This window comes from Pseudomonas sp. E6002, assembly GCF_013385565.1.
Classification (GTDB): domain Bacteria; phylum Pseudomonadota; class Gammaproteobacteria; order Pseudomonadales; family Pseudomonadaceae; genus Aquipseudomonas.
The window spans coordinates 132,121-150,158 of the sequence record NZ_JACAPT010000013.1; the positions used below are offsets into that span (position 1 = coordinate 132,121).

The window sequence follows — 18,038 nt, forward strand, 5'->3', positions numbered from 1 at the left end:
CCGGCCCTGCGGCTGCAAGCGGGCGAACTTACCAGATAGATTCGGGGTGCGCCACTCCCGGTTGTCGAGGCACCGTCTCCTGAGGCTTGCAAACCGCCGCAGGCCCCAGCAGGGCGGGCTTGTACGGTCTCGAATGTTGATTTTAGCTGTTTTGCAGGTAGTTGCTTGCCGTGCTTGCTACATGTCTTGGGGCAATAGAGCAGGTTTTGCGCGGCGGGTTGGGTAGAATCGGGGTTTGTCCTCAGAGTTAAGGAAGGCTAATGGCTCAGCCCTACAGTGCGCGCAGCCGCGCTATCGAACCTTTCCATGTCATGGCGTTGCTGGCGCGGGCCAATGAATTGCAGGCCGCCGGTCACGACGTGATTCACCTGGAAATCGGCGAGCCGGACTTCACCACCGCCGAGCCCATCATCAAGGCCGGGCAGGCGGCGCTGGCCAATGGCAAGACCCGCTATACCGCGGCCCGCGGGCTGCCGGAGTTGCGGCAAGCCATCAGCGGTTTCTACCAGCAGCGCTACGGGTTGAGCATCGATCCCGAGCGAATTCTGATTACTCCCGGCGGCTCGGGAGCCTTGTTGCTGGCGAGCAGCCTGCTGGTGGATCCTGGCAAGCACTGGCTGCTGGCAGACCCAGGCTACCCCTGCAACCGCCACTTCCTGCGGCTGGTGGAGGGCGCGGCCCAACTGGTCCCGGTCGGCCCCGAGGTGCGTTATCAACTGACCGCCGACCTGGTGGCGCGCCATTGGGATCAGGACAGCGTGGGCGCGTTGGTCGCGTCGCCTGCCAACCCTACCGGCACCATCCTGACGCGGGACGAGTTGGCGGGGTTGTCGAGCGCCATCAAGGCGCGCAATGGGCATTTGGTGGTGGATGAGATCTACCACGGCCTGACCTACGGCACCGATGCCGCCAGCGTGCTGGAAGTTGACGATGAAGCCTTCGTTCTAAATAGTTTTTCGAAGTATTTCGGAATGACCGGCTGGCGCCTGGGCTGGCTGGTGGCGCCGCCTGCTGCGGTGGGTGAGCTGGAGAAACTGGCGCAGAATCTCTACATCAGCGCGCCGAGCATGGCCCAGCATGCGGCCCTGGCCTGCTTCACCCCGCAAACATTGAACATTCTTGAAGATCGCCGGGCCGAGTTTGGCCGGCGTCGCGACTTCCTGCTGCCAGCGTTGCGCGAGTTGGGTTTCGGTATTGCCGTGGAGCCGGAAGGCGCGTTCTACCTGTATGCCGATATCAGCGCATTTGGCGGCGATGCCTTCGCGTTCTGCCGGCACTTCCTCGAAACCGAGCACGTTGCGTTCACGCCGGGCCTGGATTTCGGCCGTTATCAAGCCGGTCACCATGTGCGTTTTGCCTACACGCAAAACCTTGATCGCCTACAGCAAGCCGTTGAACGGATTGCCCGCGGCCTGCGGAGTTGGCAAGGCTGATGCGCTTTAATCCTCCCCTTGAAGAAGGCCGGCTGATCCGCCGCTACAAGCGTTTTCTCGCCGATATCGAAACCGTTACCGGCGAGTTGTTGACCATTCACTGCCCGAACACCGGCTCGATGTTCAACTGCATGGTGGAAGGTGGCCAGGTCTGGTTCAGCCGCTCCAATGACCCCAAGCGCAAGCTGCCAGGCACCTGGGAAATCAGCGAAACCCCACAAGGGCGCCTGGCGTGTGTGAACACGGCGCGGGCCAATCAGTTGGTTGAAGAAGCGCTGCGCGCGGGGGTTATCACCGAGCTCAATGGCTTTACTGCCTTGAAACGCGAAGTCGCCTACGGCCAGGAAAACAGCAGGATCGATTTCCGCCTGGACTACCCGGCGGGCGCGGCGTATGTCGAAGTCAAAAGCGTCACCCTCGGGTTTGACGGGACCTCGACGGCGGCGTTTCCCGATGCCGTGACCCAGCGCGGTGCCAAGCATCTGCGTGAGCTGGCGCATCTGGCGCGTGAGGGTGTACGGGCAGTGCAGTTGTACTGCGTCAACCTCTCGGGGATCGATGCGGTGCGTCCTGCCGAAGAAATTGATGCCGGTTATGCGGCAGCGTTGCGTGAGGCCAAGGCGGCGGGCGTCGAGGTGCTGGCCTATGGCGTGCGAGTGACGTCAGAGGAAATCTGCGTCGATCGCCGGCTGGAAGTATTGCTCGGCGACTAGAGTTGTACCCACAGGCCTTGTTCGTCCTCGCGGCCGGGCAGGGCTGTCAGGCTCTGGCCGGCGCAAGGGCCGGCGACGCACTCACCGCTTTCGATCAGGAACAGCGCGCCATGGGTGGCGCACTGGATCAGGCTGGCGCTGGGGTCGAGAAACTGGTGCGGCTGCCATTCCAGCGGCACCCCGCGATGTGGGCAGCGGTTGATATAGAAGTAGGCAATGCCTTCGCGGCGCACGGCAAACAGCTTGCGGCCGTCGATATCGAAACCGAGGCTGGCGTTGGGTGCGAGTTCGCTGGAGGCGCAGAGAAACTTCATATCGATCCTTAAGTGCCGCCGTTTGCGGGCTGCAAGGCTATCCTGGTTTTTGCCGCAGAGCCCGGTGCTTGACGTGCAAATGCAAACAATTATCAAATGCCGGCTTCGCCCGTAAGCTGACTGGGCGCTCTGTACGATGTCGGGCAGCCTTGATCTGTCACATTGCGAGTGTTTCAGCGGGCTCACCCCTTGGAAGGAAACCCTTTTATGCGCCTGAGTGCCAGTGCTATCGCGCTCGTTGTCGGACTGCTGGTCAACGCTGGGGCCCAGGCCTCTGAACTGCCACAACGCTGGGTCAGCGCCGGTGGTGCGTTGTCGGAGTGGGTGACGGCCCTGGGCGGTGAGTCAAAGCTGGTGGGCGTGGATACCACCAGCCAGCATCCGGAATCCCTCAAGGCGTTGCCGAGCATTGGTTACCAGCGTCAGTTGTCGGCGGAAGGCATTCTGAGCCTGCGCCCGCAAATCCTGGTGGGCACCGAGGAAATGGGGCCGCCACCGGTGTTGGCGCAAATCCGCAATGCCGGTGTGAAAGTGGAGCTGTTTTCAGCCGAGCCGGATCTGCCGACGCTGCAGGGCAACCTTCAGCATTTGGGCAAGCTGCTGGGTAACGAAGCGAAGGCTGCAGAACTGTTCAGTGACTATCAGCAACAACTTGACCAACAAAAGAACTGGGTGGCCAAGGCCCAGGCCACTCAAAAGGCGCCTGGAGTGCTGTTGCTGCTGGGACATGCCGGCGGCAAACCGCTGATTGCGGGCAAAGACACGGCGGCTGACTGGATGTTGCAGCAGGCCGGCGGCCACAACCTGGCGACCCACGATGGTTACAAGCCGTTTTCCGTAGAGTCGCTGGCGGGGCTCAATCCTGAGGTGCTGGTGTTTGCCGATCGCGCTTTGACCGGGGATGCGGCCCGCGCCGCGTTGTTCAAGGAAAACCCGATCCTGGCTTCGACGCCAGCGGCCAAGAATGGACGCGTCTATGAACTGGACCCGACGCTGCTGGTGGGTGGGCTTGGGCCACGCTTGCCGCAAAGCCTGGTGAAGCTGTCTGCCGGGTTCTATCCGTCTCAGGCTAATACCGCCCCATGACCACTCTGGTTAAACCGCGAACCCTGTTTATCGGCTTGAGTCTGCTGTGTGTACTGGCGATCTGGTTGTCATTGGCCCTGGGGCCGGTGAGTCTGCCGTTAATGGACACACTGCGGGCAGCCTTACGCTTGATGGGTGTGCCAATCGAGGCCCAAGGCCTGGAGCAGGCGGAGCTGATCCTCGGGCAGATTCGCCTGCCGCGTACGTTGCTGGGATTGGCCGTCGGTGGGGTTCTGGCGCTTTCCGGCGTTGCAATGCAGGGGCTGTTTCGCAACCCCTTGGCTGATCCCGGGTTGGTCGGGGTTTCCAGCGGTGCGGCGTTGGGCGCGGCGATTGCGATTGTCGGTGGTTCGTTTTTTGGCGGTTTGCCGGATGCGCTCGGGCCTTATCTGCTGTCGTTGTGTGCCTTCCTCGGCGGTTTGGGGGTAACAGCGCTGGTCTATCGCCTGGGGCGGCGCAACGGCCAAACCAACGTCGCGACCATGTTGCTGGCGGGTATCGCCCTGACGGCGCTCGCCAGTTCGGCGGTGGGCCTGTTCACCTACCTGGCAGATGACGCTACCTTGCGCACCCTGACGTTCTGGAACCTGGGCAGCCTGAATGGCGCCAGCTACTCGCGCTTATGGCCGCTGCTGCTGGTCAGCGCCGGCGTAGCACTGTGGCTGCCGCGCCGGGCCAAGGCGCTGAATGCACTCCTGCTGGGTGAGTCGGAAGCCAGTCACTTGGGCATTGATGTTGAAGGCCTCAAGCGCGAACTGGTGTTCTGCACCGCGCTGGGCGTGGGCGCGGCCGTGGCGGCTGCGGGGATGATCGGCTTTGTCGGGCTGGTGGTGCCGCATCTGGTACGCCTGCTGGCGGGGCCGGATCATCGGGTGCTGCTGCCAGCCTCGGTGCTGGCGGGGGCGAGTTTGCTGTTGTTTGCCGATCTGGTGGCGCGCCTGGCCTTGGCGCCGGCGGAATTACCGATCGGCATTGTTACCGCGTTTATCGGTGCGCCGTTTTTCCTCTACCTGTTGTTACGAGGGCGCGCCTGATGCTGCGAGTAGAAGACCTGCAGATCCGCCGTGGGCGCAAAACTGTGCTGGCGGACATCACCCTGGACCTGCTGCCAGGAGAAGTGCTCGGCGTATTGGGCCCCAACGGCGCGGGAAAAAGTACATTGCTCGGTGCGTTATGCGGCGAGTTGCAGCCCGACCAAGGCCGTGTGTGGCTGGATCAGCGTGAGTTGAAAGACTGGGGCGGAGCGCAGCGTGCCCAGCGGCTGGCGGTGTTGCCGCAGACCTCGACCCTGGACTTTGCCTTTCGCGTCGAAGAGGTGGTGGGCATGGGGCGCTTGCCTCATCAGACGGGCCGGGTGCGTGACGATGAAATCATCAATGCTGCCTTGCAGGCTGCCGACGTCGGCCACTTGAGCGGGCGCAGCTATCTGGCGTTGTCGGGCGGCGAGCGGCAGCGTGTGCACCTCGCACGGGTGCTGGCGCAGCTATGGCCGGGTGAAGCGGGGCAGACCTTGTTGCTGGATGAGCCGACGTCAATGCTTGACCCGCTGCACCAGCACACCACCTTGCAGGCGATCCGGCGATTTGCCGACCGTGGCGCGGCGGTGCTGGTGATCCTCCACGACCTGAACCTGGCGGCGCGCTACTGTGATCGCATCCTGTTGCTGGAGGATGGCCGGCCCCATGCGTTGGACACACCGGCACAGGTGCTGCGGCCTGAGCCGCTGAAGGCGGTATTCGGGCTGGATGTGTTGGTGCAGCCGCATCCGGAGCGCGGCCATCCGTTGATCATTGCCCGCTGAAAATCGCCGCAGTTTTTTATGGGCAAAAAAAGACCCGGCAAGAGCCGGGTCAAATAACCGTGATTAGCCTGATGAGGAGATAATCTGAGAGTCCGAACCAATGGTCTTTCAGTTATCGGCTGATCTCGCGACCAGTTGTGATAATCATAACGATTCTCATTTGAGAGTCAACATTTGTTTTTGCGGCCTCTTCGAATTTCCTCAAACTTCCGCTTGGAATCCCCGTAAACGCGGGTGCAAGTTGGCGTCTCAATTCTTTTGGCGTGCCGTCAGAGCGTCCAATTGACGATTTAAAGCTTCCTTGCGTTCAACGGGAATGTCATTCCAGTGCACATCCATCAGCGCGCCTTCAATGGCATACAACAACACTTTGGATGCCCTGAAACCGCGGGTGCGTACGGCACGGTACGCGTCGACTGCCCCCAGGCGGCGTAGGTCGGACGCACTGTGGATGCCCACCGCATGCAGCCATTGCGCCGACGTCTTGCCAAGGTTTTTCAGGTGTTGCAGCTCATCATTCATCAAGCCTCCTTGCGACGGCCGAATGGTTCGGTGGGTATCGTGACCAGGCAAGCCTGAAAGGAGTGTAGCGCTCAGTAGGAAAAGCGTAGTTCTTTGGTCGGCAACGACCTAAAAGCTTCTAAGGCAGGCGGGGGTTTTAGCGTAGGAAAGGGTGAAGCCCCCGGTACGCCTTGTGCGTAGCCGGGAGGCGATGCAGCGGTTTAGCGTGTGCGGTAGCGCAGGCGTGTGCCGAAATTGACGGACATCAGGATCTCGTCGGCGCTTAACTCAGGGGGGAAATAAGTGCCGGAGATCTGGGCGTGCGCCAGGCTCGCGCCTTCCAGGGGGCAGTCGCGCAAATCCAGGCCGCGCAAGTCGGCGGAGCGGAAATAAGCGTCGGTGAAATCCACGCCCTCGGCATTCAGGTCGCGCAGGTCCAGGCCGCGAAAGTCGCCACCGCGCATATCGATGGTGCCGTCTTTCGGACGCTCCTGGTTGAAGCTGCGGATATCATCTTTATGCAGAAGCGCGTACAGCGGGGTATCAAGTAGCTTCGGCTGGCTCACAATGGCGACTCCCGTGTTGGAATTATGGCGCCATTATAGTGCCACTATTTCTCGGCCGTGAGCCCCTGAAGGCTTCACGACCAAGAAATATTTCTTACAGCCCCGGCAGGCGCTGGCGAATATGTGCCACCAATGCGTCCAGGGTCCCGCTTTCATTGGTCTCCACGCGCTTGCTGAGCAGCAACTCCTCGGCGCTGAGCGGGTCACGGGTGGCCTGCTGTTCTTCGATGATGGCCAGGGTGGCGTCGGAAGGGTCGTTCTTGTCCGCCTGACGTTGTGCCAGCCAAGCGGCGATTACCGCCTGTGGCGCATTGCAGTCAAGGATCAGGAATGGCGCGCCGGTGGCCTCGGCGATCTTGGCCGCCGCGTCGCGTTGTTCTCGCTTGAGGAAGGTCGCGTCCAATACCACCGGGAAACCGGCGCGCAGTACGGTGTCGGCGATTTCGTTCAGGCGCGCGTAGGTCGCGGCGCTGGCGTCTGCGGCGTAGATCCCGGCCTGCGGCGTGTTCTCGACCTTCTGCTCGCCGAACAGGCGCTTGCGCTCTACGTCCGAACGCAGGCGAATCGCCCCCAATGCTTCTACGAGGCGCATGGATACATGGCTTTTGCCAACGGCCGATACGCCATGGGTGATGGCCAGGAAGCGCGACGGGATGGTGCTGTAGCTTTCTGCCAGGTTGGCGTAGTTGCGGTACTGGCGCAGGGTGGTAGCGCGCTGCACCGCGTCCGCCTCGGAAGGCATGCTGAACAGCGCGATCTTCGCGCGTACCAGAGCGCGGTAGGCTTTATAGAAGTTCAGTACTTCCAGGCCTTGATAGTCGCCGGTCAGCTCCAGGTATTGGCTGATGAAGCGTCGTGCCAGGCTCTTGAGGCCGCGGTCTTCCAGGTCCATCGCCAAAAAGCCGGTGTCGGCATACACGTCGGTGAAGCGGAACGGCTCGTTAAACTCGATGCAGTCGAAGATCACCACGTGGCCATCAATCATCGTGGCGTTGCCCAGGTGGATATCACCGTGGCATTCGCGGGTGAAGCCGTTGAGCTTGCGTTGTTCGAACAGTGGCTTGAGGCGCTCGAAACTGCTTTCAGCCCAGGCCTGCAAGGCGTCCAGTTGTGCCAGGTCGGCCTTGTCGCTGAGGAACGGACGGATCTGCTCGAAGTTCTGCAGCACCGGTGCCATGACATCGTGCGGCGTGCCAGCAGAGTTAGTGGCCGGGACTTTCGGGGCATTCAGGTGAAAATGCGCGATCTGCCTGGCCATTTCGTCGATGTGCGCGCTGGTCAGTTCGCCGTTGGCCTGCAGAGTGCTGAGCAGTTGGCTTTGCGGGAACTGGCGCATTTTCAGCATGTAGTCGACCACCGGACCGTCGCCGCCCAGCTGCGGTGCCTCGGCGCTGCCGGTGATCGGCAACACTTCAAGATACAAATCATCGGTCAGGCGCTGGTTGAGGCGCAGCTCTTCATTGCAGAAGTGTCCGCGGGCTTGCAGGGTGGTGAAATCGAGGAAACCGAAATTCACCGGCTTCTTCATCTTGTAAGCATAGGGCCCAGTGAGCAGGACCCAGGAAATATGGGTCTCGATGACTTGGAACTGATCCACCGGATGGGGAAACAGGGCCGGGTTTTGCAGGGCAGCAATCAGGGACTGGCTCACGGGCGATCCTTCAGAGTCTGGGAAAATTCATGGCGGGCATTATGGCTCCTACAGGCGGTCGTGCAAACCGCTGTCCGGCTCATGTTGGTCATCAATAAAGTGCGTATAATCCGCCGCCATGACTCGTACCCGATCTCCCCGTTCCCGTAAAAAACCTCCTTCCCGCGGCCTGCGCCCTTGGCTGGGCTGGGCGCTTAAGCTTAGCCTGGTAGGGCTTGTCGTGATCGCCGGCTTCGCGGTTTACCTCGATGCCGTGGTCCAGGAGAAGTTCTCCGGCAAGCGCTGGACCATTCCGGCCAAGGTCTACGCGCGCCCGCTGGAACTGTTCAGCGGCCAGAAGCTGAGCAAGGATGACTTCCTCACCGAGCTCGATGCCCTGGGCTATCGCCGCGAACCCGTGAGCAATGGCCCCGGCGCCGCTGCCGTCAGCGGCAACACGGTTGACCTGAACACCCGCGGCTTCCAGTTCTATGAAGGCCTGGAAAAACCCCAGCCGGTGCGCGTGCGTTTCTCTGGCGACTACGTAGCCGAACTGTCCTCGCTCAACGGCTCGAAGTTGCCGGTGGTGCGCCTGGAACCCTTAATGATCGGTGGGATTTATCCGAAAAACCTGGAAGACCGCATCCTGATCAAGATCGATCAGGTGCCGCCTTACCTGCTGGATACTCTGATCGCCGTCGAAGACCGGGATTTCTACAGCCACTGGGGCGTATCACCGAAGTCCATCGCGCGCGCCATCTGGGTCAACACCTCGGGCGGCAAGATGACCCAGGGCGGCAGTACGCTGACACAGCAATTGGTCAAGAACTTCTACCTGACCAACGAGCGCAGTCTGACCCGCAAGCTGACCGAAGCCATGATGGCGATGCTGCTGGAGCTGCACTACAGCAAGCAGGAAATTCTTGAGGCGTACCTCAATGAAGTATTCGTTGGCCAGGACGGTCAGCGTGCCGTCCACGGTTTTGGTCTGGCCAGCCAGTTCTTCTTCGGCCAGCCGTTGTCCGAGCTGAAGTTGCACCAGGTGGCGCTGCTGGTGGGCATGGTCAAGGGGCCGTCCTACTACAACCCGCGTCGCAACCCGGAGCGGGCGCTGGAGCGCCGTAACCTGGTGCTGGATGTACTTGAGCAGCAAGGTGTCGCCACCCCTGAACAAGTGGCCGCCGCGAAGAAAATGCCACTGGGTGTAACCACCCGCGGCAAGCTCGCCGACAGCTCCTTCCCGGGCTTTATCGACCTGGTCAAACGCCAACTGCGTGAAGACTACCGCGACGAAGACTTGACCGAAGAAGGCCTGCGGATCTTCACCAGTTTCGACCCGATCCTGCAGATGAAGGCCGAAGCGTCGGTCAATGACACCTTCAAACGCCTGACAGGTCGTAAAGGCTCTGACGACGTCGAGGCTGCGATGGTGGTGACCAACCCGGAAACCGGCGAAGTCCAGGCCATGATCGGCAGTCGCCAGGCCAGCTTTGCCGGGTTCAACCGGGCGCTGGACGCGGTGCGGCCGATTGGCTCGCTGGTCAAGCCGGCGGTGTACCTGACCGCGCTGGAAAAACCGAGCAAGTACACGCTGACCAGTTGGCTGTCCGATGACCCGCTGTCGGTCAAAGGGGCTGATGGCCAGATGTGGACGCCGCATAACTTTGATCGTCGCTCCCACGGTACGATTTTCCTGTACCAGGGCTTGGCGCATTCCTACAACATCTCGACTTCCCGCCTCGGCCTTGAACTGGGCGTGCCGAACGTGCTCAAGACGCTCGGCCGGTTGGGCATCACTCGTGAGTTCCCGGCGTTCCCATCGATGCTGTTGGGTGCGGGTGCGATGAGCCCGATGGAAGTGGCGACCATGTACCAGACCCTGGCCAACGGTGGTTTCAATACGCCGATGCGTGGGATCCGGAGCGTGTTGACGGCCGAAGGCGAACCGCTCAAGCGTTATCCGTTCCAGATTCAGCAACGCTTTGACCCGGCCTCGATCTACCTGATCCAGAACGCCATGCAGCGCGTGATGCGCGAAGGTACCGGGCGCTCGGCCTACAATGTGCTGCCGGCCAACCTGACACTGGCCGGCAAGAGCGGTACCAGTAACGATTCGCGGGACAGCTGGTTCGCAGGTTTCAGCCAGGACCTGCTGGCAGTGGTTTGGCTGGGGCGTGATGACAACGGCAAGACACCGTTTACCGGTGCCACCGGCGCGTTGCAGGTATGGACCAGCTTCATGAAAAAGGCCGATCCACTGCCGCTGAACATGCCGCAGCCGGACAATATCGTCCAGGCCTGGATCGATCCGCACACCGGCCAGGGTTCCGATGCCAACTGTCCGGGCGCGGTGCAGATGCCGTATATTCGCGGCAGCGAGCCACCACCCGGTGCAGCGTGCGGAGCCAGTGCGCCCGCCAGTGCTGAATCGGTGATGGATTGGGTCAAGGGCTGGATGAATTAAGCAAAGAGGGTTTCACGTGAACAAGTTGTTGATTCCAGCTATTACAGTTTTGGCATTGCTCGGTGGTTGCGCCAGCGTGGAGCGGGGCTCTATTCCGGTGGTGGACTCCAGTACAACGGTGTCCAACAACGACCGGATCTCGGCCAACGGCGGCTTCCGCCAAACCGTTACCAACCGCCCTGCCCAGGCCCGGCCCCAGGCGCAAGCCGTGCCTCAGGACTCTGGTGTAGTGGTGATGATCCCGGGTGGCGGCGCTGCCACCTCGGCTCCGATCAGTACTCAACCATGGACCCCAGGCCCAAGTACATCGGGCCCGATCGATGCCACGCCGATTCAAACGGCACCGATCAACCAGGGCACCTACAACATGCCGTCGACGCCGAGTGGAATTCCTTCCGCCAGCAGTGCCGGCGGTCTGTCAGCCGATGAGCAGTTGGATGGCCCGGTGCTGGCGTTGCTCACCACTGCCCAACAGCAGCAGTCGGGTGGCGATTTGAACGGCGCATCGTCGAGCCTCGAGCGCGCCCAGCGCGTGGCACCGCGTGAACCGCAAGTGCTATACCGCCTGGCTCAGGTTCGCATGGCCCAGGGCGATGCCCCGCAAGCAGAACAATTTGCCCGTCGCGGCCTGACCCTGGCCAATGGCCGTCCAGACCTGCAGGCCAGCCTGTGGAGCTTGATCGGTGATGCCCGCGAGAAGCAAGGCGATGCTGCCGGCGCCGCCCAGGCTCGGCAAAAAGCCAAGGTAAGCCTCTGATGGATGCACGCTTTCCGGCAATTGCCGAACAGTTGTTGTTGATCGAGCGTGAACTGCGCTTGCAGGGCTGGTGGGACGAAGTGTCCCCCAGTGCTGAAGCCTTGAGCAGTGTTGAGCCGTTTTCCGTCGACACACTGGACTTTCACCAGTGGCTGCAATGGATTTTCCTGACACGGATGAAGCAAATCCTCGAACAGGACCTGCCATTGCCCAATGCGTCGGGGATTCTGGAGATGGCCGAGATGGTTTACGCCGATCGGCCACTTGAGAGCCTTGGCCTGCGGACTGCGCTGAAAAAGTTCGATCAACTGATCGTCGACGCTCGTTAATTGCCTGGCTGCCGGTTTTTCCGGCAGTCTTGCGCATATTTCTACCGCTTTGCGCCATTCAGGCGAGTTTTATCCCTCATCAAGCCCCTTTCTTCTACGTTCTCATGCGCTTAGTTGGAAAAAAGCGCAATTATTGCTTGACTTGGAGGGGCTGAAACAGAAGAATCCAAAGTCCGCTGTAGAGGGACTGCCAGAAGCAGACCCACTCAGCAGATCATGAGGCGCATACCCGCGCCGACCTGTTACACCCGCAACGCGTTACCTCGCGCTGGGTGGGAAAATCCCGCAACACTTGGGACGCTCCCAATACTTGCTCAGTCAGTGCTGACGTAGTCGGCGACCACCGTCGCTCATGCTCTGCTGAGAAGTAAACCTATTAAGACCCGTCGGTTTTTAACGGACGGTATTCTGGCGTTTTAGAGGTGAACAACGTGGAGCTTTTATCTGGCGGTGAGATGCTCGTCCGCTTTTTGCGTGACGAAGGCGTCGACTATATCTACGGGTACCCAGGTGGTGCTCTGCTGCATGTCTACGACGCACTGTTCAAGGAACCGGCTGTTACCCACATCCTGGTTCGCCACGAACAAGCTGCTACCCATATGGCTGACGGTTACGCCCGTGCCACCGGTAAAGCCGGTGTGGTACTGGTGACTTCCGGCCCTGGCGCGACCAATGCCATTACCGGCATCGCGACGGCCTATATGGACTCCATCCCGATGGTGATCATTTCTGGCCAGGTGGCGAGCACCATGGTCGGTACCGATGCATTCCAGGAAACCGACATGATCGGTATTTCCCGGCCGATCGTGAAACACAGCTTCATGATCAAGCATGCCTCGGAAATCCCGGAAGTCATGAAGAAGGCGTTCTACCTCGCACAGTCCGGTCGCCCGGGTCCTGTAGTGGTCGATATCCCGAAAGACATGACCAACCCGGCGGAAAAATTCGAATACATCTTCCCGAAGAAAGCCAAGCTGCGCTCCTACAGCCCGGCCGTTCGCGGGCACTCGGGGCAAATCCGCAAGGCGGCAGAAATGCTGTTGGCGGCCAAGCGTCCGGTGCTCTACTCGGGTGGTGGGGTGATTCTGGGCGGCGGTTCTGCACCACTGACCGAACTGGCCAAGCTGCTCAACCTGCCAGTCACCAACACCTTGATGGGCCTTGGCGCGTTCCCGGGTTCGGACCGTCAGTTCGTCGGCATGCTCGGCATGCACGGCAGCTACACCGCCAACCTGGCCATGCACCATGCTGACGTGATCCTCGCCGTCGGTGCGCGGTTCGATGACCGGGTGATCAATGGCGCGAGCAAGTTCTGCCCGAATGCCAAGATCATCCACATCGATATCGACCCGGCATCCATCTCCAAGACCATCAAGGCCGACGTGCCTATCGTTGGTCCTGTGGAAAGCGTGCTGACCGAAATGGTCGCTGCGCTGAAGGAAATCGGCGAAGCCCCGAACAAGGATTCCGTTGCCAGCTGGTGGAAGCAGATCGACGAGTGGCGCGGTGATCGCGGCCTGTTCCCTTACGACAAGGGTGATGGCAGCGTCATCAAGCCACAGACCGTGATCGAAACCCTGTGCGAAGTGACCAAGGGCGATGCCTTTGTGACCTCCGACGTGGGCCAGCACCAGATGTTCGCGGCGCAGTACTACAAGTTCGACAAGCCTAACCGCTGGATCAACTCCGGTGGCCTGGGCACGATGGGCTTTGGTTTCCCTGCGGCCATGGGTGTGAAGCTGAGCTTCCCGGACACCGACGTTGCTTGCGTCACCGGCGAAGGCAGTATCCAGATGAACATCCAGGAACTGTCGACCTGCCTGCAATATGGCTTGCCGGTGAAGATCGTCTGCCTGAACAACGGTGTACTGGGCATGGTTCGCCAGTGGCAGGACATGAGCTACGGCAGCCGTCACTCCCATTCCTACATGGAGTCTCTGCCTGACTTCGTCAAATTGGTTGAAGCCTATGGCCATGTCGGCATGCGCATCACCGATCTGAAGGATTTGAAGCCGATGATGGAAGAGGCGTTCGCCATGAAGGACCGCCTGGTGTTCCTCGATATTCAGGTCGACACCAGCGAGCACGTCTACCCGATGCAGATCAAAGACGGCTCCATGCGCGATATGTGGCTGAACAAGACGGAGCGTACCTAATCATGCGGCACATTATCTCCCTGCTTCTGGAGAACGAACCGGGCGCTCTGTCACGTGTGGTCGGACTGTTTTCGCAACGCAACTACAACATCGAAAGCCTGACGGTGGCGCCGACCGAAGACCCGACCTTGTCGCGTCTGACGTTGACCACCGTTGGCCATGATGAGGTGATCGAGCAGATCACCAAGAACCTCAACAAGCTGATCGAAGTGGTCAAGCTGGTCGACTTGTCGGAAAGTGCCCACATCGAGCGTGAGCTGATGCTGGTCAAGGTCAAGGCTACGGGGGCACAACGGGCCGAGATCAAGCGCACTACCGACATTTATCGCGGGCAGATCGTCGATGTGAGCGCCAGCGTTTATACCGTTCAACTGACCGGTACAAGCGACAAGCTGGACAGCTTCATCCAGTCGATCGGGACGGCCTCGATTCTGGAAACTGTACGCAGTGGCGTCACCGGGATTGCTCGTGGCGACAAAGTACTCAGCATCTAACTCAAATTTAGCGAATGGCCTTAAACGGCCTGGATATATAGAGGAACCTCATGAAAGTTTATTACGATAAAGATTGTGACCTGTCGATCATCCAGGGCAAAAAAGTCGCCATCATCGGCTACGGTTCCCAGGGCCACGCCCAAGCGTGCAACCTGAAAGATTCCGGCGTTGACGTGACCGTTGGCCTGCGCAAAGGCTCGGCCACTGTTGCCAAGGCTGAAGCCCACGGCCTGAAAGTGACTGACGTTGCTTCTGCTGTTGCTGCTGCCGACCTGGTCATGATCCTGACCCCGGACGAGTTCCAGTCCGCGCTGTACAAGAACGAGATCGAGCCGAACATCAAGAAGGGCGCCACCCTGGCCTTCTCCCACGGCTTCGCGATCCACTACAACCAGGTTGTGCCGCGCGCCGACCTCGACGTGATCATGATCGCGCCGAAAGCACCGGGCCACACCGTGCGCTCCGAGTTCGTCAAAGGCGGCGGTATCCCTGACCTGATCGCGATCTACCAGGACGCCTCGGGCAACGCCAAGAACGTCGCACTGTCCTACGCTGCTGGCGTGGGTGGCGGTCGTACCGGCATCATCGAAACCACCTTCAAGGACGAGACTGAAACCGACCTGTTCGGCGAACAAGCCGTTCTGTGCGGCGGTACCGTTGAGCTGGTCAAAGCCGGTTTCGAAACCCTGGTTGAAGCTGGCTACGCGCCAGAAATGGCCTACTTCGAATGCCTGCACGAACTGAAGCTGATCGTTGACCTCATGTACGAAGGCGGTATCGCCAACATGAACTACTCGATCTCCAACAACGCCGAATACGGCGAGTACGTGACTGGCCCGGAAGTGATCAACGCCGAGTCCCGTCAGGCCATGCGCAACGCCCTGAAACGTATTCAGGACGGCGAATACGCCAAAATGTTCATCAGCGAAGGTGCAACCGGCTACCCTTCGATGACCGCCAAGCGTCGTAACAACGCCGCTCACGGTATCGAGATCATCGGCGAGCAACTGCGCTCCATGATGCCGTGGATCGGTGCCAACAAGATCGTCGACAAAGCCAAAAACTAAGTCGTACGGATCAAGGGAAAACGCGGCTTAGGCCGCGTTTTTTCGTTTGCGGGGCAGGTTCTGGTATAAAGCTGCATCGTTTGCGGGCGAACACTCGCCGCAAGTTTCTGTCGAAATTTTTCACACCGTTGCAAGGTAAAGTCCATGAGCGAACGTCCCGAAGAGCCAAACCAGGCCTCTGACGCCGAAAGCCTGCTACCGATCGATGAACATGTCGAAGAAGGGCACGATGCTGAAGGCCGTAAAGTCCGGCATCGTGGCATCTATCTTCTGCCCAATCTGTTCACCACTGCGAACCTGTTCGCGGGGTTCTACTCCATCATCAATTCCATGAGTGCCCAGAGTGCGTTGGCGGCCGGCGATGCGGCCGGGGCCAGCAAGTACTTTGGTTTTGCCGCGATAGCGATCTTCGTCGCCATGGTCCTTGATGGCCTGGATGGCCGGGTTGCGCGGATGACCAACACCCAGAGTGCCTTTGGCGCCGAGTATGACTCGCTGTCGGACATGGTTGCCTTCGGTGTGGCGCCGGCGTTGCTCGCATTTGCCTGGGCGCTGGGTGATATGGGCAAGGTTGGCTGGATGGTTGCCTTCATCTATGTGGCGGGCGCGGCATTGCGTCTGGCGCGCTTTAATACCCAGGTGGGGACTGCCGACAAGCGCTACTTCATTGGCTTGGCCAGTCCGGCTGCGGCGGGTGTGGTAGCCGGTATTGTCTGGGCATTCAGCGACTACGGTATCCAGGGTTCCAAGATGTCGTTCCTGGTGGCCTTGATGGTCGCGGCGGCCGGCATGCTGATGGTCAGCAACATCAAGTACAACAGCTTCAAGGAGCTGGACCTCAAGGGGCGCGTGCCGTTTGTGGCCATCCTGGCAGTGGTGCTGGTATTTGCCGTGGTCTTCAGTGATCCGCCGCGAATCCTGCTGTTGGCTTTCCTCGTCTATGCCGCGTCTGGTCCGGTGCAGTACTTGCTGCATCTTCGTCAGCGCAAAACGTTGCCTTAATGTAATTTCCCCCATACTCCGCAGTCTATTGGTGCATCTGTCCTCCAAAGCTGCGGAGTTGCCATGTTAATCAAGTTTCCTAAAGCGTCTGATTGCCAAGAATCGGACGTCACGCCTGAATCCCTCTATTTCTCTCGCCGCAGCTTGCTCGGTGGTGCGCTTGCCGGCCTGGCTGCCAGCAGCCTGCCGCGTTGGGCCAGTGCGGATGATGCGGCACGTTATGCCGATGTCGAGCCGGGCAATGCACCTGGCTGGTTTGCCGAAAAGCTCCCGGGTACCAAATGGCAGGCGATTACCGTCAAGGACGAGGCCATCACCCCTTTCAAGGACGCAACCCACTACAACAACTTCTATGAGTTCGGTACGGATAAGGGCGACCCTGCAGCCAATGCCGGGTCTCTGAAGACTGAGCCGTGGAGTGTGGTGATAGATGGTGAGGTCGCCAAACCTGGGCGCTATGCGCTTGAAGACTTCATGAAGCCCTATCAGTTGGAAGAGCGAATCTATCGACTGCGCTGTGTAGAGGCCTGGTCGATGGTCATTCCGTGGATAGGGTTCCCTATATCGGAACTGCTCAAGCACGTCGAGCCGACCTCGAACGCCAAGTACATTCGTTTTGAAACCCTGCAGGACCCCAAGAGCATGCCGGGGCAGCGGTCCAACTTCGCCTTGATCGACTGGCCTTATGTAGAAGGGCTGCGATTGGATGAGGCGATGAATCCCCTGGCGATCCTTGCGGTGGGCATGTATGGGCGGGAGCTGCCGAACCAGAACGGCGCGCCGTTGCGGTTGGTGGTGCCGTGGAAGTACGGATTCAAGAGCGTCAAGTCGATCGTACGCATCAGCCTGGTCAGCGAGCAGCCGAAAACCACCTGGCAAAGTATTGCCGCGAGTGAGTATGGGTTTTACGCAAATGTGAATCCTACCGTCGACCATCCGCGTTGGACCCAGGCGCGGGAGCGGCGGTTGCCCAGCGGGCTGTTCAGTCCCAATGTGCGTGAGACACAAATGTTCAACGGCTACGCCGATGAAGTCGCTTCTCTTTATACGGGCCTCGATCTGCGGAAGAACTATTGATGCGCTATCCGATCTGGCGCATCGGCGTCTTTATAGCAGCGGCGGTGTGGCCGCTGTTCTGGCTGTACGAGGCCTGGAGCTTTGCGCTGGGACCTGACCCGGGCAAGGTGCTGATGGATCGGCTCGGGCTTGGCACCTTGATTCTGTTGTTAATAACCCTGGGTATGACACCGTTGCAGAAGCTCAGTGGTTGGGCGGGGTGGATCGCCGTGCGACGGCAACTGGGATTGTGGTGCTTTGCCTATGTGGTTTTGCATCTCGCTGCTTACTGCGTGTTTATCCTTGGGTTGGATTGGTCGCAGTTGGGGGTTGAGCTACGGAAGCGGCCTTACATTATTGTGGGTACCTTGGGATTCCTTTCTCTATTGGTGCTGGCAGTCACCTCCAACCGATACAGCCAGCGTCGCCTTGGTGTGCGCTGGAAGAAACTGCATCGTTTGGTTTACGTGATTCTCGGGCTTGGTATGCTGCATATGCTGTGGATCGTGCGGGCAGATCTCAAGGAGTGGGCTATCTATGCATCTATAGGGGCGCTGCTTCTGGTCCTGCGTATACCGCCGGTGATGCGCCGAATTCCCCGTCTTATTGCTAAAAAACCATCTTCTGCAACAAAAGCGTAATTAACCCTTGACGGCAGATTCTGGAAGT

The 18,038-nt window shown here is 59.9% G+C and carries 18 protein-coding genes; 14 read left to right on the top strand and 4 right to left on the bottom strand.

The window, feature by feature from the left end; genetic code table 11:
- Positions 1-260: 260 nt before the first annotated feature.
- Complete coding sequence (locus HX815_RS13315) at positions 261-1,433, top strand: pyridoxal phosphate-dependent aminotransferase (RefSeq protein WP_008436881.1); 1,173 nt, start codon at positions 261-263, stop codon at positions 1,431-1,433.
- Positions 1,433-2,146, top strand: a complete 714-nt coding sequence (sfsA, locus tag HX815_RS13320; RefSeq protein ID WP_003212151.1) for a DNA/RNA nuclease SfsA — start codon at positions 1,433-1,435, stop codon at positions 2,144-2,146. Before HX815_RS13315 ends, sfsA begins: the two co-directional genes overlap by 1 nt.
- On the opposite strand, the gene HX815_RS13325 is transcribed toward sfsA, so the two are convergent.
- A complete protein-coding gene (locus HX815_RS13325; RefSeq protein ID WP_003212149.1) occupies positions 2,143-2,460 on the bottom strand; it encodes a Rieske (2Fe-2S) protein in 318 nt (105 codons plus the stop codon). The two genes, sfsA and HX815_RS13325, sit on opposite strands and share 4 nt — an antisense overlap.
- A gap of 207 nt (positions 2,461-2,667) precedes the next feature.
- Here HX815_RS13325 and HX815_RS13330 point away from each other — a divergent pair, with 207 nt between their 5' ends.
- From HX815_RS13330 to HX815_RS13340, 3 genes are read left to right on the top strand one after another with little or no spacing between them, the layout of a single operon-like run.
- The gene (locus tag HX815_RS13330; protein ID WP_087693394.1) at positions 2,668-3,546 is read left to right on the top strand and encodes a hemin ABC transporter substrate-binding protein; all 879 of its coding nucleotides are present in this window, start codon (positions 2,668-2,670) and stop codon (positions 3,544-3,546) included.
- Complete coding sequence (locus HX815_RS13335; RefSeq protein ID WP_003212144.1) at positions 3,543-4,580, top strand: iron ABC transporter permease; 1,038 nt, start codon at positions 3,543-3,545, stop codon at positions 4,578-4,580. The genes HX815_RS13330 and HX815_RS13335 overlap by 4 nt, the downstream gene beginning before the upstream one ends.
- On the top strand, positions 4,580-5,347 hold the full coding sequence (locus HX815_RS13340; RefSeq protein ID WP_003212142.1) for a heme ABC transporter ATP-binding protein: 768 nt from the start codon (positions 4,580-4,582) through the stop codon (positions 5,345-5,347). The genes HX815_RS13335 and HX815_RS13340 overlap by 1 nt, the downstream gene beginning before the upstream one ends.
- A 249-nt stretch (positions 5,348-5,596) precedes the next feature.
- Here HX815_RS13340 and HX815_RS13345 read toward each other — a convergent pair whose 3' ends face one another.
- From HX815_RS13345 to HX815_RS13355, 3 genes are all read right to left on the bottom strand, one after another.
- The gene (locus HX815_RS13345) at positions 5,597-5,869 is read right to left on the bottom strand and encodes a TfoX/Sxy family protein (RefSeq protein WP_003212140.1); all 273 of its coding nucleotides are present in this window, start codon (positions 5,867-5,869) and stop codon (positions 5,597-5,599) included.
- Positions 5,870-6,069: 200 nt separating this feature from the next.
- Positions 6,070-6,414, bottom strand: a complete 345-nt coding sequence (locus HX815_RS13350) for a pentapeptide repeat-containing protein (RefSeq protein WP_177028389.1) — start codon at positions 6,412-6,414, stop codon at positions 6,070-6,072.
- Between the two features lie 94 nt (positions 6,415-6,508).
- Positions 6,509-8,065: a bifunctional aminoglycoside phosphotransferase/ATP-binding protein gene (locus HX815_RS13355; protein ID WP_003212136.1), complete on the bottom strand. Its 1,557-nt coding sequence runs from the start codon at positions 8,063-8,065 to the stop codon at positions 6,509-6,511.
- A gap of 118 nt (positions 8,066-8,183) precedes the next feature.
- Between HX815_RS13355 and mrcB the strand changes: the two genes are divergently transcribed.
- From mrcB to msrQ, 9 genes are all read left to right on the top strand, one after another.
- The gene (mrcB, locus tag HX815_RS13360) at positions 8,184-10,508 is read left to right on the top strand and encodes a penicillin-binding protein 1B (RefSeq protein ID WP_102604517.1); all 2,325 of its coding nucleotides are present in this window, start codon (positions 8,184-8,186) and stop codon (positions 10,506-10,508) included.
- Positions 10,509-10,524: 16 nt separating this feature from the next.
- The gene (locus tag HX815_RS13365; RefSeq protein WP_008436887.1) at positions 10,525-11,265 is read left to right on the top strand and encodes a M48 family metallopeptidase; all 741 of its coding nucleotides are present in this window, start codon (positions 10,525-10,527) and stop codon (positions 11,263-11,265) included.
- Positions 11,265-11,594 (top strand): YqcC family protein, encoded by a 330-nt coding sequence (locus HX815_RS13370; protein ID WP_003212129.1) that lies wholly within the window; start codon positions 11,265-11,267, stop codon positions 11,592-11,594. The genes HX815_RS13365 and HX815_RS13370 overlap by 1 nt, the downstream gene beginning before the upstream one ends.
- A 431-nt stretch (positions 11,595-12,025) precedes the next feature.
- A complete protein-coding gene (locus HX815_RS13375) occupies positions 12,026-13,750 on the top strand; it encodes an acetolactate synthase 3 large subunit (RefSeq protein WP_008436892.1) in 1,725 nt (574 codons plus the stop codon).
- 2 nt (positions 13,751-13,752) lie between these two features.
- The gene (gene ilvN / locus HX815_RS13380; RefSeq protein WP_003176102.1) at positions 13,753-14,244 is read left to right on the top strand and encodes an acetolactate synthase small subunit; all 492 of its coding nucleotides are present in this window, start codon (positions 13,753-13,755) and stop codon (positions 14,242-14,244) included.
- Positions 14,245-14,294: 50 nt separating this feature from the next.
- Positions 14,295-15,311 carry a ketol-acid reductoisomerase gene (gene ilvC / locus HX815_RS13385; RefSeq protein WP_003212125.1) on the top strand — a complete coding sequence of 339 codons (1,017 nt, stop codon included), beginning with the start codon at positions 14,295-14,297 and terminating at the stop codon, positions 15,309-15,311.
- A gap of 144 nt (positions 15,312-15,455) precedes the next feature.
- The gene (pssA, locus tag HX815_RS13390; protein WP_003212123.1) at positions 15,456-16,313 is read left to right on the top strand and encodes a CDP-diacylglycerol--serine O-phosphatidyltransferase; all 858 of its coding nucleotides are present in this window, start codon (positions 15,456-15,458) and stop codon (positions 16,311-16,313) included.
- Between the two features lie 63 nt (positions 16,314-16,376).
- Complete coding sequence (gene msrP / locus HX815_RS13395; RefSeq protein WP_003212121.1) at positions 16,377-17,390, top strand: protein-methionine-sulfoxide reductase catalytic subunit MsrP; 1,014 nt, start codon at positions 16,377-16,379, stop codon at positions 17,388-17,390.
- Complete coding sequence (gene msrQ, locus HX815_RS13400; RefSeq protein WP_177028390.1) at positions 17,390-18,010, top strand: protein-methionine-sulfoxide reductase heme-binding subunit MsrQ; 621 nt, start codon at positions 17,390-17,392, stop codon at positions 18,008-18,010. Before msrP ends, msrQ begins: the two co-directional genes overlap by 1 nt.
- The last annotated feature ends 28 nt before the right edge of the window (positions 18,011-18,038 follow it).

Bases quoted from the DNA above. Each gene is read 5' to 3' on its own strand.
- HX815_RS13340 (WP_003212142.1), top strand. From the start codon at position 4,580: ATGCTGCGAGTAGAAGACCTGCAGATCCGCCGTGGGCGCAAAACTGTG.
- pssA (WP_003212123.1), top strand. From the start codon at position 15,456: ATGAGCGAACGTCCCGAAGAGCCAAACCAGGCCTCTGACGCCGAAAGC.
- sfsA (WP_003212151.1), top strand. From the start codon at position 1,433: ATGCGCTTTAATCCTCCCCTTGAAGAAGGCCGGCTGATCCGCCGCTAC.
- HX815_RS13345 (WP_003212140.1), bottom strand. From the start codon at position 5,869: ATGAATGATGAGCTGCAACACCTGAAAAACCTTGGCAAGACGTCGGCG.
- ilvN (WP_003176102.1), top strand. From the start codon at position 13,753: ATGCGGCACATTATCTCCCTGCTTCTGGAGAACGAACCGGGCGCTCTG.
- HX815_RS13325 (WP_003212149.1), bottom strand. From the start codon at position 2,460: ATGAAGTTTCTCTGCGCCTCCAGCGAACTCGCACCCAACGCCAGCCTC.
- HX815_RS13315 (WP_008436881.1), top strand. From the start codon at position 261: ATGGCTCAGCCCTACAGTGCGCGCAGCCGCGCTATCGAACCTTTCCAT.
- HX815_RS13330 (WP_087693394.1), top strand. From the start codon at position 2,668: ATGCGCCTGAGTGCCAGTGCTATCGCGCTCGTTGTCGGACTGCTGGTC.
- HX815_RS13370 (WP_003212129.1), top strand. From the start codon at position 11,265: ATGGATGCACGCTTTCCGGCAATTGCCGAACAGTTGTTGTTGATCGAG.
- mrcB (WP_102604517.1), top strand. From the start codon at position 8,184: ATGACTCGTACCCGATCTCCCCGTTCCCGTAAAAAACCTCCTTCCCGC.
- ilvC (WP_003212125.1), top strand. From the start codon at position 14,295: ATGAAAGTTTATTACGATAAAGATTGTGACCTGTCGATCATCCAGGGC.
- msrQ (WP_177028390.1), top strand. From the start codon at position 17,390: ATGCGCTATCCGATCTGGCGCATCGGCGTCTTTATAGCAGCGGCGGTG.
- msrP (WP_003212121.1), top strand. From the start codon at position 16,377: ATGTTAATCAAGTTTCCTAAAGCGTCTGATTGCCAAGAATCGGACGTC.
- HX815_RS13335 (WP_003212144.1), top strand. From the start codon at position 3,543: ATGACCACTCTGGTTAAACCGCGAACCCTGTTTATCGGCTTGAGTCTG.